Annotated in this window: 13 protein-coding genes; 2 read left to right on the top strand and 11 right to left on the bottom strand. The window is 37.0% G+C overall.

Annotated features, from left to right (window positions below):
• Positions 1 to 22 precede the first annotated feature (22 nt).
• Entirely contained in the window at positions 23 to 1,063 is a 1,041-nt protein-coding gene (locus AC6F8J_RS14080) for an NAD-dependent epimerase/dehydratase family protein (protein ID WP_500724249.1), read from the bottom strand.
• A 199-nt stretch (positions 1,064 to 1,262) separates the two neighbouring features.
• Between AC6F8J_RS14080 and AC6F8J_RS14075 the strand changes: the two genes are divergently transcribed.
• Positions 1,263 to 2,435: an iron-containing alcohol dehydrogenase gene (locus AC6F8J_RS14075; RefSeq protein WP_500724247.1), complete on the top strand. Its 1,173-nt coding sequence runs from the start codon at positions 1,263 to 1,265 to the stop codon at positions 2,433 to 2,435.
• Positions 2,413 to 3,903, top strand: coding sequence for an HD domain-containing phosphohydrolase (locus AC6F8J_RS14070; RefSeq protein ID WP_500724245.1), 1,491 nt, complete (start codon positions 2,413 to 2,415; stop codon positions 3,901 to 3,903). The genes AC6F8J_RS14075 and AC6F8J_RS14070 overlap by 23 nt, the downstream gene beginning before the upstream one ends.
• Positions 3,904 to 4,032: 129 nt before the next feature.
• On the opposite strand, the gene AC6F8J_RS14065 is transcribed toward AC6F8J_RS14070, so the two are convergent.
• The 10 genes from AC6F8J_RS14065 to AC6F8J_RS14020 form a co-directional block, all read right to left on the bottom strand.
• Complete coding sequence (locus tag AC6F8J_RS14065; protein ID WP_500724243.1) at positions 4,033 to 4,719, bottom strand: response regulator; 687 nt, start codon at positions 4,717 to 4,719, stop codon at positions 4,033 to 4,035.
• Positions 4,720 to 4,805: 86 nt separating this feature from the next.
• The gene (mutY, locus tag AC6F8J_RS14060) at positions 4,806 to 5,837 is read right to left on the bottom strand and encodes an A/G-specific adenine glycosylase (protein WP_500724241.1); all 1,032 of its coding nucleotides are present in this window, start codon (positions 5,835 to 5,837) and stop codon (positions 4,806 to 4,808) included.
• 17 nt (positions 5,838 to 5,854) lie between these two features.
• A complete protein-coding gene (locus tag AC6F8J_RS14055; protein ID WP_500724240.1) occupies positions 5,855 to 7,312 on the bottom strand; it encodes an FAD-dependent oxidoreductase in 1,458 nt (485 codons plus the stop codon).
• A 95-nt stretch (positions 7,313 to 7,407) separates the two neighbouring features.
• Entirely contained in the window at positions 7,408 to 8,316 is a 909-nt protein-coding gene (locus AC6F8J_RS14050) for a Cof-type HAD-IIB family hydrolase (protein ID WP_500724238.1), read from the bottom strand.
• 302 nt (positions 8,317 to 8,618) lie between these two features.
• Entirely contained in the window at positions 8,619 to 10,982 is a 2,364-nt protein-coding gene (locus tag AC6F8J_RS14045) for a helicase C-terminal domain-containing protein (RefSeq protein ID WP_500724236.1), read from the bottom strand.
• Between the two features lie 432 nt (positions 10,983 to 11,414).
• Entirely contained in the window at positions 11,415 to 12,782 is a 1,368-nt protein-coding gene (locus tag AC6F8J_RS14040) for a GH1 family beta-glucosidase (protein WP_500724234.1), read from the bottom strand.
• 80 nt (positions 12,783 to 12,862) lie between these two features.
• Complete coding sequence (locus AC6F8J_RS14035; protein ID WP_500724232.1) at positions 12,863 to 13,711, bottom strand: ABC transporter permease subunit; 849 nt, start codon at positions 13,709 to 13,711, stop codon at positions 12,863 to 12,865.
• A complete protein-coding gene (locus AC6F8J_RS14030; RefSeq protein ID WP_500724230.1) occupies positions 13,704 to 14,663 on the bottom strand; it encodes an ABC transporter permease subunit in 960 nt (319 codons plus the stop codon). The genes AC6F8J_RS14035 and AC6F8J_RS14030 overlap by 8 nt, the downstream gene beginning before the upstream one ends.
• Before the next feature lie 137 nt (positions 14,664 to 14,800).
• Complete coding sequence (locus AC6F8J_RS14025) at positions 14,801 to 16,126, bottom strand: extracellular solute-binding protein (RefSeq protein WP_500724228.1); 1,326 nt, start codon at positions 16,124 to 16,126, stop codon at positions 14,801 to 14,803.
• A gap of 19 nt (positions 16,127 to 16,145) precedes the next feature.
• Positions 16,146 to 17,165, bottom strand: a complete 1,020-nt coding sequence (locus tag AC6F8J_RS14020; RefSeq protein WP_500724226.1) for a substrate-binding domain-containing protein — start codon at positions 17,163 to 17,165, stop codon at positions 16,146 to 16,148.
• Positions 17,166 to 17,616 lie beyond the last annotated feature (451 nt).

Here is a 17,616-nt window from a genome sequence, read left to right as displayed (position 1 = left end):
GCTAGACTGATTAAACTACCTTCTATATCAAATCATCTTTTCTAAGTTGTTCAATATGATCAATCAAGGTGGTTTCAAGAGAACGATAAGACATCTTGAGCTCTTTAATACTTCTACTATTATCTGCTTTTAGCTTATAGCCCACATTGTTTTTGATATATTGTCTGGAAAGTCCCATCATAGGCGCTATGACCCAAACAATAAACTTTGGAACCTTTCCTATTGGCATTTTATACCTTTTTCCATAATAATGCTTTATGATTTTTGCCATTTTTAAAAAGCTTCCATTTTCATTTGCTATAATATATCTACCTTTTGCTTCTTTAATAAAAGCGGCTCTAATGTGGCCGGTTGCTATATCCCTTATATCTGAAAATACATATTCAAGATGAGGTACCCCTGTTCTAAACTCTCCACTAAGGAGTCGCCTTAAAGTATCGACAGACGTAGCATCAACCCTTTTTGATAAGGAAGGACCAAAAACAAATCCGGGATGAATGGTAATCAAATCCCATTCATTTTGTTGTTCTGCCATCTCCCATGCCTTCTTTTCTGCCATCGTTTTTGAATAGCTATAGGGGTTATTTTTTAATGAACTGGTTGTATTCCACATGGTTTCATCAAAGGCATCAATGCCCAAATCCTGCATATCACGATTGTCTCCATAAATGGCCGCTAGGCTACTGGTTAAGACAACTCGCTTGACTGATTTTGATCGATTAACACCCTCAAGCACATTCACTGTGCCTTTTACAGCCGGTTCAAGCAGATCTTTTTTAGGATCTAAGCTACTATCGACTGAAAAGGGTGATGCCGTATGAATGACATAATCAGCACCTTCAATGGCTTGATCAAAGCTACCTGATTTAACCAGGTCCGCCTCATAGATTTTTAGCCTACCTTCATATTTTTTTTCTAGCTTTAACAAATGCAAATACTTCTCTTCATCCTTTATATTCCTTACTGTGGTTCGGACCTCGTGCCCTTCTTTGAGCAAATTACGTACAATCCAAGATGCAATATAACCAGTACCACCGGTCACGACTACTTTCACCTTATCCATCTAATCATCCTTTCAAACAAAACAAATTCCTATAATACTATGATGTCCCATGATACTTAGATTGTCAAGGTAAAGCTTAAATGCTATAATATTATGATAAGCTCATACTTGATTACGTTGACAAATCTCACCATTATTTATATAAAATAAGAAGCTGTTTCCGTATAATTATAGGCGCTTTTGAATGGAGGATGATTACATGTCTCAAGACACTGTTATGGACTTAAGAAAATTTGTTGCACCTGAAATCATTATTGGTATTGATGCTAGACTTCTTATCCATCGCTACTTAACCCATTTCAACTCAAAAAGACCTATGATTGTTACGGATGCTGGTGTAAAAAGCCAACCCTGGTTTTTAGAATTAAAAAAACTCATTCAATCTAGTACCGAAAACACTATTATCTTTGATGATGTAACCCCAAATCCAAGAGACTACGAGGCCATGATGGGTGCAGAAATCTTTCTTTCTCATGATTGTGACCTTTTGATTGCTATTGGCGGTGGTAGCCCTATTGACTGTGCTAAGTGCATCAGTATTGTATCTACTAACGGCGGCCATATCCTTAATTATGAAGGTGTGGATGAAATCAAGCTTCCCGGACCACCTCTAATCTGTATTCCAAGTACTGCTGGAACTTCTGCAGACATCTCTCAGTTTGCAATCATTCAAGACTCTCAAGAATCTTTGAAAAGGGGCATAATCAGCAAAAAAGTTGTCCCTGACCTTGCTCTAATAGACCCTATCCCCCTTATGACTATGGATAATTACCTAACAGCTTGTACCGGTATGGATGCTCTGACCCATGCTATAGAAGCTTTTGTATCAAATGCCAACTCGCCCCTAACAGATGTCCATGCACTTGAAGCTATTTCTCTTATATATAATAATATTGATAAGGCCATGGATGAAAATCGAAGCCTCGATACTATGTACCAAATGCTACTGGGTTCTTTACACGCCGGTCTTGCTTTTTCAAATGCCAGTTTAGGGGCTGTCCATGCTATGGCCCATTCCTTAGGCGGTCTATTAGATCTTCCTCATGGGGAATGTAATAGCATCCTTCTTGAACATATCATAGCTTTGAATTTTGACGCTGAAACAGAACGTTATAAGGCTATAGCAAGGCAACTGGATATTCAAATACGTCTATTATCTGATAATGAGATCCGTGAAGAAATCCTGGAAAGAATTCGCTTCATACGGGAAAAACTAAGTATTCCTTCATCCATCAAGGTAGCATCTTTAACCTCAGAAACCTTAGACCGACTGGTTGTAAATGCTCAAAATGATCCTTGTATGGTTACCAATCCTAGAATCTTATCCACCAAGGAGTTGAAAAGCGTTTATGAGCAAATCCTACGAACCTGACCAAAAAAAATCCTTTACACGTGAAGCCATCATTGGTTTAGGCGAAGATTCTTTTAGAAAAAACTATTACCCTGAACTACAAGATCATCTTCTTGAGCTTGAAAAAATTAACAGTAGAAATAAGGCCTTAATCACTACTATTCCTGATATCTTATTGGTATCCGATATAAAAGGAAATATTTCTCCCTTCAATGTTTCAAGGCTTAATAATAACGCAATGATTCTGAATATTATGAAGAATCAGCGACTTATTCGAAAGCTTAGAGAGGTGGTTTCTCAAGTAGTACTTTCTAGATTATTAGTTACTTATGATTTTCATATGGAAGTTGACAATAGAACTTATTACTTTGAAGCGCGTATTCACATTTCTGCTTTTGATGAAGTATTGATCATGATTCGGGATATGACCGACCGTATCACTTTAGAAAACCGTTTAAGAACCCTTGTAGATAAAGATAACCTTTGTCAGGTGTTCAATCGAAGGTACTTTGAATATTATTTGACCGATTTTAATATGCAGGAGATTACAAGCTTTACCATTATTATCGTGGATATTGATGGACTTAAACTCATCAACGATACCCTTGGCCACTTATCCGGTGATCGGGTCATTATTTCTGTTGCTAAGCTTATAGAAAAAACCTTTGACCATTTTGCTATGATTTCCAGAATTGGTGGAGACGAATTTGGTATCGTCTTACATGGCTTCTGTGTTAATGATATTGAAAGCTTCCTTGATACTTTAAAAAGATTTGTCAAAGAACATAATCTAAAGACTGAATCCGTTGAGTTATCCTTATCATATGGCTATGGCCATCATGAATCCGGCGTCTTAAATGTAGATCATATTTTTCAAGAAGCGGATAATAACATGTATCAGAATAAACTCCTTAAGACCTCCAGTACTAAGAATAACTTGGTCAAAACTTTAATGAAGGCCTTAGAGGCAAAAGACTATATTACTGAAGGACATGCCGACCGTATGGAGATGCTGGCCACCATCATTGGTCATGAGCTTAAACTTCCTCAGAATATTATTGATCGTATTCAGCTTCTGACCAAATTCCATGATATTGGTAAAGTCGGTATCCCTGATAGTATTTTAAAAAAGCCCGGAGCGCTTACTCCAGACGAGTGGAAAGTCATGTGCACCCACTGTAGTATTGGAGAACGTATTGCTAATGAATCTACTGAACTAAAAGATATTGCTCACCTTATACTAAAGCACCAAGAACGATGGGATGGTAAAGGATATCCTTTAGGACTGGCTGGCGAAGAAATTCCCCTTGAGTGTCGTATTTTGGCCATTGTTGATACCTTTGATGCCATGACCAACGACCGACCTTATAGAAAAGCCTTGCCCATGCATGTCGCCATAGAAGAGATCTCAACTCATGCCGGCACCCAGTTTGACCCTGAACTGGTCAACGTTTTTCATAAAGTAGTCTTTAAAGCCTACCCTCTGTAATTTAGTGAAACTTAGTTTCGATCCTTTTACCATGCTTACTACAAACTATCTATTACGGAAAAATTAAAAAACAGAAAAAGCATATATAACACAAAGCCAAAGATGAACGTTTGTGTTATATATGCTTTTTTATGGTTTGTTTTTTGAATCAAACTTATAGCCCACACGAACGACTGTATGGATTCCATAAGCTTTATCTTCTAATTTTTTTCTAATTTTTTTTATATGGGTATCCACGACCCGAAAATCGCCAAAATAATCATATCCCCAAATGGTATTCAAAATCTGCTCTCTTGATAAAACCATACCATCATTTTCCATCAGATAAGCTAAAAGCTCATACTCTTTAGGCGCCAGTTCGATTTCTTTTCCGTTTATTTCCACCGTATAGGCATCTTTGTTAATCTCAATACCCATCTTCGAAATAATGTGCTTCATACCAGCATGACCTTCATCCAAGCGATTCAACATCCGCTTGACTCTTGCTAATAGTACTTGAAGATTGACAGGCTTTGTTACATACTCATCAACACCCAGTTCAAAACCAAGCAGTTGATCTGAATCATCGTCTCTTGCTGTTAACATGATAATGCCTACATTAGACTGAGCTCTAATCCTTCGACAAACAGACCATCCATCCATCTTCGGCATCATAACATCCAGTATAATGATTTCAATATCATTTTCTTCAAATACTTCTAAGGCTTCTTTACCATCAGCCGCTTCAAAAACCTTATAACCTTTGGTTCTAAAAGCGTTTGCCATGACTTCACGCAGCACTGTTTCATCATCTACGATTAATACTCTACTATTCATATCCTCACCCCCAAGTGATTCATATCTTATAGAATATTATATCGTATATTGAATTATTTTACAATTATTTAATACCGAATAGTGTATTATTCTATCAATTTAAGAAAGGCTGTTGGTAGCGGATAGTCCTTGATGTCTTTAGGATGAATCCAAACCACCTCAGGATCCTCAATGTAATTTATGGCGCTAGACTTATACCTAACCAAAGTCATATCCCATATTAAATGGGTAAAAACATGTTTTTTTGCTGTTATGATTTCTTCTTCTATTACGTATAAACCATAATTATTTTCCAAATAATCCATCATTACATTAGACGCATCCTCTTCTCCAACTTCTATAATTGGAAACCCCCAAAGATTCGCTAACAAACCTTCTGTCCCTCTCTTTTCTAGTAAAACTTGATTTTCAAATACTACGTATGCAACCCTCATTTTTTTTAATTGTTTCTTAGTCTTTGGTTTTTTAATTGGCAAACTATTTTGAATATTTCTTGCTTTGGCCGTACAATAATCGAGAACCGGGCAACTTTCACATCTGGGGTTTTTTGGCACACAAACCAAGGCCCCAAGTTCCATCAGGGCCTGATTATAATCTCTAACATCTTCCGGCAAGTCAGCCAAAACCATCGCTTCAATTTTCTTTTTTGTATCCGCTTTATCCACATCTTCTTCAACACCATATAGTCTTGAATAAACACGCAAAACATTTCCATCTACAGCGGGCACTTTGATATCATAGGCAATACTGGCTATAGCACCTGCTGTATAAGGACCGATGCCGGGTAGTTTTATTATCTCTTCATAGGTCACCGGGAAAATACCACCGTAGCTTTGCATGATAACACGAGCACATTGAATCAACCGTTTAGCTCTTGAGTAATATCCAAGGCCTTCCCATAGTTTGTAGATATCATCTTCCTTTGCCATAGAAAGACTAAATATATCTGGATAGCTTTCAAGAAAGCGATTATAGTAAGCGATTACTGTTGCTACTTGAGTTTGCTGACACATAATCTCAGAAAGCCATATTTTATAAGGCTCTCTTGTTATACGCCATGGTAATTTCCGGTGATTTTGCTTATACCATTTTAGAAGTGATGCCTGCAATGTCTTCATATGCCCGCCTTATGATGTTACTTATCGATCTCGCCCTTCTTTATTTCTTTATAAAACCAACGGCTTTCTCTATGTGGTAGGGTGGATGAACCACCGCCTCGTTTTGGTACATCTTCTACCGGTATATTTAGTTCTCTGGCAATAATTGCTGCTACCCTTTCGCCACAATATGCACCTTGGCATAAGCCCATACCAGCTCTTACTCTTCTTTTCATACTATCTATTGAGTTCACAGGAATCCCACGGTGAAGCGCATCAACGATTTCCGCTTCTGTTACGTTCTCGCACCTACAGATTATATGCTTTTTAGGGTCTTTTGCATCTGTTGAACCATCAAAATCTTCACTTTTAGGGATAAGCGTTGGTTTTCTATTCGGATTAAAATTTGGATTAGGCTCTAATGTATATCCCATAGATTTTATGATTTCAATGACTTCAAGACCAATTGCTGGTGATGATGTTAATCCCGGAGATTCAATACCTGCAACATTAATAAAATTCTTGACTGTACTTTCTTCTATAATAAAATCATGTCGATCACTCGTTGCTCTAATACCTGAAAAGGAAGTTAAGGTTTTTTTAAGATCAAAGCCTTCCACACTTTTTCTTGCCTGTTCTACAATATAAGTTAATGCCTCAAGGGTTGTACCAACATCCGAAGCTTCACTCACTTCTTGAGCGTTTGGCCCAAGCATAAGATTACCATGGTATGTTCTTGTCACCAATATACCTTTACCTGCTTTGGTTGGACATTGGAATAATACTGTATTGGCTAGATAGCCTTGATTCTTGTTTAGTAATATATATTCACCGCGTCTTGGAATAATCTTAAAATTATCCGCACCTACAAACCCGGCAACCATATTACTATATGCGCCTGCTGCATTTATAACCACTTTGGCTTCATACATTGCCTCTATCGTCGAAACCTTAAAAACATCACCCTTTTCAATGCTCACCACTTCAGCATTCAACTTAATTTCCACACCATTTGCCACTGCATTTTCAGCCAGTGCTATGGTCAATTCAAACGGCGATGTAATACCGGATGATGGACAGTAAAGTGCTCCTTTCACTTCTGGGTTCACATGTGGTTCCATTTTCATGACTTGGTCATGATCCAATATGACCAGATCATCTATGCCATTTATAATACCACGTTCAAGCAACTCATTAAGGGTCTCAAACTCTTCATCTTCAAATGCCATAACCAAACTACCACACATCTCAAGACCAAAATGAAGTTCGGATTCTAACTGTTCAAACATCCGGTTGCCTTTACGACACATTTTTGCTTTAACGGTTCCGGGCTTATCATCAAAACCGCCATGGACAATGCCACTATTTGCTTTTGAGGCCCCACAAGTTACATCATTTTCTTTCTCTAAAAGCAAAACCTTAACATCATATCTTGAAAGCTCTCTTGCAATAGTTGAACCGATTACCCCAGCACCAATAATTATATAATCATACATAATATTACCTCCTTATAAACTGCGAACCCTTTTCATTTAATCATATCATATGCTCCCCAAATATGGAAGTTAGGTTTCAATCTAAGGTGGAATATTTAGTTTTGACACTTTAACCGTACTTCTTTGAAGAATGTTTTTATCACTTCAGCAACGCCATTTTCTTCATTTGTTAATGTCACAACGTCTGCTACGGCTTTAATCTGTTCAATGGCATTGCCCATCGCTACACCAAGACCGGCATATTCAATCATATGTAAATCATTGCCCGAGTCACCAACACATACAATTTCTTCTCTCTTAATACCATATACCTGAGCAACTTGTTGAACTCCAACGGCTTTATTACAACTTTTGTGCAAGATTTCGAGACTGAATGGCAAAGGCTGTACAATGGTATAGTTCTCCAATATATGCTTAGGAAATCGCCAAGTTTCCATAAGAATCTTAGGATTATAAGCTGTTTTGTCACGCATAGACACAGAAGAAAGCTGTATGGTCGGAAAATATCGAATCATCTCTTCTTTCATTATCGGATTCTCATTAATAAGATTCACCTTAAAGACTTCAATGGACTTATCCATTTTGTGAAAATTTATTTCCTTCAGCTCCATGTCATTGGCAATCGCGTCATAACGACTATATAAATTATCTTGATGAACCAAGATATTGTCTTTGGTATAGGCACTCATATCAAGATCAAAAGTCTCACACAACTCAAGTAACGTCAAGAGATCTTCATGTTCTATGGGTACTTCGTGAAGAATAGTGTCGCTCTTGTTTTCTACAGTTAAAGACCCGCTACAGGTTATAGAATATATACCTTCAACATTCGTTCCCAACAACTCAAGGTATCTGGACATACCTTGATAGGCCCTTCCTGAGGCTAATATGACTTTGATTCCACGATTAATAATATCTTTAATCGCCTCAATATTCTCTTTTGATATCTCTTGCCTTTCATTAAGCAAAGTGCCATCCATATCCAGTACAAGCATTTTATACATGATTGTCACAACCTTTCTTGTTTTTATTGCTATACGTAAAAAGGACAGCAATCCGAGCGCTGTCCTTTTTGGGAGAAGGTATTTATATTATTTCTTATGGGGTGTAGTAAAACTATATATAAATGTATGGCGGGGGTTTTACAAGAATTATTATAGCATCTGATTCAAATTAAGTCTGCCCAAAGAAAAAAAAGATTTATTGATATAATTGTAGGTTTTGACGATAATCTTGAAAATCATCAACGAAAGAGGTGAAAAAATATATGTATAATGTATACAAAATAACCCACTCTTTGACATGGTTACGATTTGTTCATATTTTCGTCGTTCCAAAATGTATCTAGCACCGCATACAAATCCTCTTTTCTGACAACCGTTTTATAATGCGACCATTCCAGTGGAAATAGTTCTTTATATTGTCTACTTGCAAAACGTTCATCCAATAAAATCACCACACCCTTATCATGAATCGTCCTTATTACCCTACCGGCTGCTTGTAGTACCTTATTCATACCCGGATAGACATAGGCGTAATCAAAACCTTTTTGACCAAAATGACCTCTGATTAAATCATTTTCATAACAGAGCATTGGCAAACCCACACCGACTACCAAAACACCGATAAGTCGATTCCCTACCAAATCAATACCTTCTGAGAACATACCACCCAAAACAGAGAAGGCTATCAAAGAGCGTTCTCTTGGCTTTTCAAAAGATTGAATAAACGCTTCCTTAGCTGTCTCTGTCAGACCTTTTTCTTGATAAAGTAAGTCGAACTCTTCTTCAACTTTCTTTGTGAAAACTAAATTATTTAACACATCTTCCATATACTTATAGGATGGAAAAAACACCAAATAGTTTCCTTTTTTTTCTCTAGCAATGGTAATAATATGTTCCCCGATGGGACCAATAGAACTTTCACGATTATGGTACTTAGTTGATATTGATCGGTCAATGACTAGACCCAAGTTCTCTTTGTCAAAAGGTGATGATAACATCATACCATAGTTTTCTTTATTACCACCTAGTAAATCCATATAATAGGCCATCGGTAATAATGTTGCAGAGAAAAAAACAACACCCTTCATATCTTTGGTAGCCATTCTTATATTATCACTAGGATCTATACAATACAAATGTAGTTTTAAATTATTTTCTTTTTTCTCATAACTAGTAATATATTTCCCACTATACAATTCTGTTTTTTTAACATAGTCGTAGGCAGTAAAGAAAAAGTCCAAGAGCATATCCATATGTTGCCAATTCTGGTGTTCCTTGAAGATTTTTTCTATTCTATAGATTATGGCTCTTAAATTATCTTCAATATCATAGGGCATATCTTTTGTCTCGAATCTTAGGTACTCATAATTTTCACATGCCTTTTTGTAATGTAACATTTTCTGGTTTAACCTTGTCATGTATTTATAAAGTCTGGCATCTAGCTCCTTCACTTTACGTCTAACCTCTAATATCTGGTCTTTTTCCAAAACAGCAGAGTACATGGACCTACCTCGGTCTACAAGATTATGGGCTTCGTCTATCAATAAGGTGTAGCCACCTGAACCTTCCACAAAAAATCTTTGCAATTTAGCACTTGGATCAAAAACGTAATTATAGTCACAAACAATCACTTCACAAAATAGTGCCAGATCCAAGGATAGTTCATATGGACAGACCTGGTGAAGCTTGGCAAAGCTTTCTATTACCTCCCGAGTATAACAATCCGTCGCTTTAAAAGCCGCCTCAACAGCCATATTCACCCTGTCATAATGACCTAAGGCATAAGGACAATCCTCTTTGTTACACTTTTTAACCTCATTAAGACATATTTTCTCTTTAGCCGTTATGGTGACTCTTTTTAATACCATCCCCTGGTCTTCCAACAAATTCAGCGTCTGACTGGCCACTTCTTTTCCAATCGTTTTTGCCGTTAGATAAAAAATCTTTTCAGTTTTCTGCTCACCCAATGCTTTGATTGCAGGATACAATGTCGCAATGGTCTTACCGATGCCTGTAGGTGCTCTGGCAAAAAGCTTCTGATTCTCAATGATGGTCTTATAGACACCATGCATAAGTTGCTTTTGACCTTTACGGTAATTCACAAAAGGATAGGTCAATGTTTCAATGCTTCCTATGCATCTTTCCTTAAACCGCTCTAAACTAAGTGCCCATTTGGCATAACGACCCAGTATGTCATAGTAAAAATTTGTAAGGTCTTCTATGGTTTCATAAGAAGTAAAATGCTGTATATTACAGTCTTCCAACTCAATATACGTCAGTCTACAAGTAACACCCATAAGATGATTTTGGTGGGCATAGATGTATGCGTACATTTTGACTTGTGCCCAGTGCATAGTATTATTCCCTTTGATTAAGTAAAGCGGCATGCTTGTAGATTTGATTTCATCAATAACTACTATACCCTCGTCTTCAAAAAGACCATCCACTCGACCGGTTATGGTAAAATCAATTTGATCCACTTGACATGTATGAACCAGCTTTACTTCAACTTGATAATCCTCTTTTTGAGCCTTCTGAAACTTCTGATGGGCTCTCGTGCCATCCACAGCTCTGGTACTCGAGAGTGCAACAGACTCAATGCTGCCGCCTCTTAAGATATAATCAATTATATTTCTTACTGAAAGCTGAATCTTATACTGAGCCATCTATTTCACCAACAATCATTTGTTATTCTAACGATACTTTCTCTAATGTTCTCAATTAACATCATCCATTTTATTCATTCTGATAAAATGGTTAAGGCGTCAAAACTATATAGTTGAACTTTCTCATACCATATATAGTTACGAATCTATCAACGTAATCTATATATGGTAGGCGAATTTAATGAAACTTAGTTTTGACCCTTTAACCATAAAATTATTATACCAAATATACGTTCCCCTGAAAAGTATTTATGGCAATTGGGGAATATCATCTCCCAAATTGCCATAAATTTTTACTGTTTTTTTATTTATTTATCTTTGCTTAAAGTGTCAAAACAATATAGTTGAACTTTCTCCTGTAGTATATCGTTATGAGTGTATCAACGTAACCTATATGTTGTATGTGATTTAGAATAACTTAGTTTTGACACTTTAACGATCTTTGTTTGTAATCAACTTCTTGTACCAATAATAGGATTCCTTAGGTGTTCGCTTACCTGTTACAAAATCAACATGTACAAGACCGAATCGTTCTTTGTATCCTTCTGCCCATTCAAAATTATCCAGTAAAGACCATTGGAAATAGCCACGAATATCATTACCTTCCTGATAGGATTTTTCTAATTGGCGCAAATATCGATCTAAGAAATCAATTCTACCTTCGTCGTGCACCTTACCATCAAGTGATACCCAATCCTTATTAGATAATCCATTTTCAGTAATAAAAATAGGTGTCTGGTAACGCTCATACATAAACTTCGTACCCCAATACATAATGCCTTCTGATACGAGCCAATTAAGAGCTGTAAAAGGTTGACCCGGCTTCTGCTTACTGATTTTCACATAAGGTCCATCCGCTTCTACCTCTGGTCCCTGATATAAATTAAGCCCTATATAATCTACTTTTTGCGAGATCAGTTCAAGATCTGCTTTCAACTGTTTTTCTTCCGGTAAATAATCTCGATACATCTTGGTTACCCAATCCGGATATTTACCTAGCATAATCGGATCATACCAGTAATCGTTGTCAAAGGTAAAGTCATAATTATCTTTGTTTTCAGTTTTTTCATATCGATTAAACATAAAATCTCTTGCCGCATCTACATCCGCTTGTTCCATTGATTTTGGTACAACTGCATTTGTGACAAAAGCAAAACCAACTGAAGCATCCGGCAGGGTTTCTTTTATTATTTTCAAGGATTTGCCATGAGCCAATAAAGTATTATGTGACATACGGATAATATCAAAAGCACTGTAATGATGGCCTGGAGCATGAACACCTGAAAAATAGCCAAGTCCTATAAAACATTGTGGTTCATTTAACGTCATCCAGTGTTTGACCCTATCACCTAGGCAATCTACGATAACTTTTGTATATTCGGCAAACCAATCCGATGAAGCATCATTGAGCCATTGACCTTTTTTGTATAGCTCATATGGATAATCCCAGTGGAATAAAGTAACATAAGGTTCGATACCAGCTTCAAGCAAAGCATCAACAAAGCGACTGTAATAATCTAAACCTTTTTCATTCACTTCACCAATACCATTTGGCAAAACTCTCGGCCATGAAATAGAGAAACGATAAGCTTTAACACCTAATTCTTTCAGTAACGCCACATCTTCTTCTAATTTGTGATATGAATCACAAGCCACATCACCATGATCCATATTATAGACTTTGTCTTTAACTTTGGTAAACATATCCCATACAGAAAGACCTTTACCATCCTCGTAAGCGCCGCCTTCTATTTGATAGGATGCCGTTGCCGCACCCCATATAAATGATTCATTAAACATAATGTCCTCCTTAGCTGTTCAAATCTAATTGTTTACATCATCAGACATACTTCTGCCTTTTTAACTCAGTTAAGTTTCTTTTACTCCTTTAGCCCTCCAAGAGCAACCCCTGCAATAATATACCTTGAGAAAATAAGATACACGATAAGCAATGGTAGAATGGTCATCGCAATACCCAGATAAATGCCACCGAATTCAGTTCTATAAATATCCGCCTTTAACAACTGAACCAACATGGGTAATGTGTATTTTTTTTCATCCGAGATCAACATTAAGGGCATAAGGAAATTATTCCAAGAACCTACAAAGGCAAAAATACCCATCGTTGCCAGTGCCGGCTTCATCACAGGCAATGCAATAGTGTGAAAAATCTGTATCTCTTTTGCGCCATCAATTCTTGCTGCACTCACCAAATCCTTTGGAAAGGAAGAAAGCAAATACTGTCGAATGAAAAAAACAGTAGCTGGTGTTGCCATGGCCGGAAAAATCAAAGGTATATAACTGTCCGTTAGATTGATATTTAGCATCATACGATAAAAACCGATCATACTGATTTGAGCGGGTATCATCAATATAAATGCAATCAAAGCAAATATGTACTTCTTTGCTTTAAAATCATAAATAACAAGGCCATATGCTGTTAAGGCACTAAAGTATAATGCCATAAAAGTGGCACCTGCTGATATGGTGAAACTATTAATAAAACCACGCCATATGTCAAAGCCTCTATTGGTCAACACCCTATAGTTATATTCCAAAAAACCACTGGGTATAAGAGAAAAACCTTGCTGTATTTGATCCGTTGATCTTGTAGCGTTTACAATAAGAATCCAAAAAGGCATAATGCTAAGGATCATAAGCATAAAACATACAATATAGATCCAAGATGCTCTTAACCAATAAAATCTACCCAATCTATGCTCATTCATGAAGTGCACCCGCCTTTCTAAACCTACTGGTAAAAGGCTTTTTGATTTTTTTATCGTCTTCCATGATTTTGAAAATAATTATACTGACAATCACAATCATCACCAATAACGTTATTGAAGCTGTTGCTGCAATATAATAATTTCTACTACCACTAAAAGCCTGTCTGTAGATAAACATAGTCACAGTTTCAATAGAGTAATCCGGATTGCCCCTTAATGTTAACAGGAAGGGAATATCAAACATTTGCATCCCGCCGATAAACGAAGTGACCAGTACATATAAAGTAATCGGCTTAATAAGGGGTAACGTTATGCCAAAAAACATCTGACTACTTGTAGCACCATCCACCATAGCTGCTTCGTAGAGTGAAGGATTAATACCTAAAATACCTGCCATAAGAATGATAAATGTATTGCCATACCACATCCAAAATTGAATGAAAGCTACTATGGATCTTGTAGCGCCCACACTTCTAAAGAACTCAAACGGCTCTTGTAAAACACCGAATTGAATCAGCAATTGATTGATTGGTCCCATGGGATAGCTAAAAAGTGTACTAAAAAGAATAGACACTGAAGCGGCAGTAATAATATTGGGCATATAAAACAATACTTTAAAAAGTCCAGCGCCCTTAAGCTTCATGCGTGCATCTGAAAACCATTTTGCCAATAACAATGCCAAGCCAATTTGTGGGATAAAGTTCATGGTCCATATGATCCATGTGTTTCTAAGTGCTTTTAGGAATAACTCGTTTTGAAGTAATCCAAAGTAATTCTTTAATCCCACATAGTTCATTTGGGTTTCCCATCCTGCCAAATCTGTAAAACTTAACTGAAAAGTATAAAAAATCGGATACAGTTGGAAGACCAGAAAGGCAATAATGAAGGGTGCAACAAAGAAATAACCGTACTTATCATAATTAACCAATTGGTGCTTATTTTTCTTCGCCATTATAATCTCCTATCTTAATTTCTCAAACTCTGTTCTAAGCAATCGATTAAACTTTGTCTCTTTTTATAATTTCATTTCTTAATGTATGACTTATTGAATAACTCAGGGATGAAAGACAAGCCTTCACCCCTGAAGTTCTAGTATTCTAAGCTGGGAAATTGATTTTTGACCGATGAAATGAAATCTTCCATCGCAGCATCACGTTCTTTTTCACCTTTAGAATAGGCGGTCAACTGTTCCGTAAATAAGTCTTGAATATCTTTATCTGAACCTGTCAAAATAGATGCATCTACTTTTGTTGCCATCTCTGCAAAGGCAGCGTAGTGGTTTTGACCGTTCAAGAAAGGTTCTGTAAAACCGTCTTTGATTTGATTCACAACCGCTTCATTGGACAGAACGTCGCCTGTTTCTTCAGCCCATGTTTTTAAGAATGCTTCATCTAGTGTTAAGTATTCGATTAAATCAGCTGCTGCTTCTTCCATCTTGGATCCTTCACGCATAGCGAGCCATGTACCACCCCAGAAATAAGAGGAAGGTCCTTGGATCATGCCCCAGTCACCTGATGTCGATACGCCTGTGTCTGCATTTTCAGCACTTGTTTTTAACACATAGTGAAGACCCCAAGTTGGTAAGAAGTAACCAAATACATCATTACCTGAAATACTTGCAAACCATTGTTCGGTCCATTGTTCGGATTGATTAGTTAATTTATTGGATTCTAATTTTCTACCCATTTCCATAAGTTCAGTAATCTTTGGATCTACAACTAACTTATTGTCTACAACCCAACCGTCTTGTCTTGCTGCATAGAAAACCTGTACTAGATCTCCTAGAGAACTAATCATTTTTACTTTACCTTCTGATTTTTCACTAATGGTCATGGCTGTTTCATAAAACTTATCAAAATCGCTCATCATCCCTTGTATTTCTTCGGGATCTTCGGTTCCAAGATATTCTAAAGCCAAACTTCTTCGATAAAAGAATGCGCCAGGTGTTGCTTGCCAACTAGATCCTTTAAGTACGCCATTGGTGTCTGTTGCTACATCCAGTACATAAGGCAGTGTATCAATATTGTTTCGATCAAACCCTATAGATGCAAGATCTGCTGTAAAAGGTGAATCCACATATTTTTTAACATACGCGGCTTCTAGTGCGAATACATCCGGGGCACTTTTCCCTGATGCCAAAACCGGATCAAGCTTGTTTTGGTATTGATCATTAGGGACAACGACAACTTCAACTTTATAAGGTAAATCCGGATTGTCTTTTAAATAATGGTTCTCAATCATACCTTTAAGTTCATCTGTGAAGGTCCATACAACCAATGTTTCACCTTTGTTCTCAGTTGGTACGCCAACTTCACCTTGATTTGCTGCTTCGTTATTGTCCTGTTTCGCCCCACCACAAGCTGTTACAGAAAGTATTAATGTAAATGTAAGTAATAAACCAATCCACTTTTTCATTTTTTTCTCCTTTTCACATTCATATAAGTTTCACTTGCTTACTGGATGCACCTTCTAACAATTTTACGCCCACACTTATGTCTATTTTTGTTCGATTCTTGGTTTCAATAATTTCTGTCAAACGCTTAGCTGCTAATTCACCAATCATTCTCGTATCTTGTACAATCGTCGTTAAATGGGGGGTAATCATTTGCCCGAGTTCCAAACCGTCAAAACCAACAACCGATATATCTTTCGGCACTTTTAGACCTGCCTCTTGAATCACTTTGATACCTAAAACAGCTGCATAATCATCCGAGAAAATAATGGCTGTGGGTCGTTTATCTCTTGCCAAAACCATGCGTGTCTTATCGGCAATACTTTGACGGTTGTAATACGCACTTTCCACTAAATGTTCTTCCGTTATTTTGCAGTTATTGGCACTCATAGTATCTTCAAAACCGCGAATCCGTTCACCGGTAACATAATTGCGTTGTCCGTGAATATAAACAATGTCTCGATGATTTAGGTCAATAAGGTGCTGCGTCAGCAGTTTTAAGCCTTCATAGTTTTCAGAAAAAATAGAACTCACTGTATCGTTATCAAAATCAATGACCACAACAGGTATCTTACTATGAATCAATTCAAGCGCATTTTGATCATTATAATCATAGTTAGCAATAATAACACCATCGCAGCGGCGGCGCCTTACATGTTGAAGGAAAGACACCTTATTCTCACCGATTTTTTGGGATACAAAGGTTAAATCATAACCTCGTTCTTCAGTATATTTCTTAAAGCTCTCAAGAATCTGTGAAAAGAAGTAGTGGGTAAAACCATTACGGATCTCACTCTCCGTTTCAAATAAGACACCAATATTCCAGGTTTTGTTCTTTGTTAGTGCCTGTGCCTGTGAATTTGGTGAATACCCCATGCTTTCAGCCATCTCCAATATTCTTTTCCTTGTCATGGCATTGACATCCGGATAATTATTTAGTGCTTTAGATACTGTTGCGCTTGAGCAACCGACATTTTTTGCTATATCATAAATGGTAATCATATATGACCATCCTTTCCGAAACCGCTTTCGGTTCATTCTAAAAAAAATTATACCTAACTCTAGCCTTAAGTGCAAGTCCTTTTAGAAAGATTTCCGAAACCGCTTTCGGTGTTTCGTAAAAAAAATCGCTTACAAGTGCTTTCTGTTAAAAAGAAGTTTTCGAAACCGCTTTCGATTATTATCTTATCACCTTCACCCTACATTTGTCAACCCCCTTTGTTCATATAAAATACATATTTTAGAAGTCCCCTCAAATTCATCCATCATCTCACCATATTGCAAAAGCAGTAAGCATTCATTTTTCTGGTCTTCCCCTTTGGAGAATCAGATGAAAATAAACACTTACTGCTTATATCAAGTCTCTTTAACCATAATTACTATCAAAATAAAAATACAGCTTCACAAATCTTTACCTTAACCAACACCGACCATGAAGTTCCTGGGGTGGAGG

The sequence above is a fragment of the Petrocella sp. genome, assembly GCF_059865615.1.
Note: the sequence above shows the minus strand (reverse complement) of the source record. Positions and strands in the feature narration are given on the sequence as shown.